Source organism: Acinetobacter stercoris (assembly GCF_900323515.1).
In the GTDB taxonomy this organism is placed as follows: domain Bacteria; phylum Pseudomonadota; class Gammaproteobacteria; order Pseudomonadales; family Moraxellaceae; genus Acinetobacter; species Acinetobacter stercoris.
Genome location: NZ_OOGT01000412.1, coordinates 1 through 1,140, shown reverse-complemented (window position 1 = coordinate 1,140; position 1,140 = coordinate 1). Strand labels below are relative to the sequence as shown.

General features: G+C 35.2%; 1 protein-coding gene. It reads right to left on the bottom strand.

Going from position 1 to position 1,140, the window contains the following annotated elements:
* Positions 1–135: 135 nt before the first annotated feature.
* Positions 136–1,047 (bottom strand): NADP-dependent oxidoreductase, encoded by a 912-nt coding sequence (locus KPC_RS19940; RefSeq protein WP_171334570.1) that lies wholly within the window; start codon positions 1,045–1,047, stop codon positions 136–138.
* Between the last annotated feature and the right edge of the window lie 93 nt (positions 1,048–1,140).

Here is a 1,140-nt window from a genome sequence, read left to right as displayed (position 1 = left end):
ACCATATACATAACAATATCAAACTAGCTGTTATTTTATGATACGGATGGGTTTTAAACTTTTATATAAAGAGTAGCTAAAACATTGTCAGATGTCGTAGCTACCCCTGCAGCTATCTTTACTCTGATAGATAAATCAAACTTCAGTTATGACTTTACCAGAGGAATGTCCAGTCTGTACTTTGATATGAGCTTCCCGGATTTTTGAAAAAGGGAATACTGAATCTATAACTGGTTTAATTTTCTTTTGCAAAACTAGACTATTAATTTCAGCAGCTAAACCAGGTTGAGAGCCACGCATAAAGACAAACTTTTTACCATTATCTGCCACCTGAGATAAACCATGTTCATCAGAAACCAGTGAAACTAATGTTCCTTTTTCTTTCAAAATATGCCATGAGTTAATTTGCGTTTCACCACCAATACTATCAATAATCAGATCAAACTCCTGACCTAGGTCAGACAACTTATTTTCATGATAATCAATGATATGATCGGCCCCTAAACTTTTTAACAAGTCAAAATTCTTTTTTGATGATGTTGTTGTGATGTTTGCGCCAATGCTTTTTGCAATTTGAATAGCTGCTACACCGACTCCACCTGCACCTGCATGGATTAAGACATTTTGTCCTTGTTCGAGATTACCGATCAATTTAAGAGCCGTATATGCAGTTTGAGTAGAGCTAGGTAATGCAGCTGCTTCATTAAAACTTAAAAAATCAGGAATAATTTGTGCATTAACAATTTCCATTAAGGCATATTCAGCATAGCTTTGCACGGCACGTCCATATACTCTATCACCAGCCTTAAATTCATTATTATCTGGTGCCTCGACGACGATCCCGGCAACTTCCGCTCCTAAGATATGTGGGAAATTAAGAGGCATAAAGTTTTTCATGAATCCTTGTCTGAGTTTCCAGTCCAAAGGATTTACCCCAAAAGCTTTTACCTCAACCAATAATTGATTTTCATTTGGAGTAGGTGTTGGAATTTCAATAGTTTCAAGAACTTCAGGACCACCATATTGATTAAAAATTACAGCTTTCATGTTCATACCATTTAGTTAAGCTGTATTTAATTTACGGTATTTTTTTATGTATATTGGGGCTAAATATAGAAAACACTGTTCTTAAAAAAACAC

Coding starts and splice junctions, on each gene's coding strand:
- KPC_RS19940 (WP_171334570.1), bottom strand. CDS start 1,047: ATGAAAGCTGTAATTTTTAATCAATATGGTGGTCCTGAAGTTCTTGAA.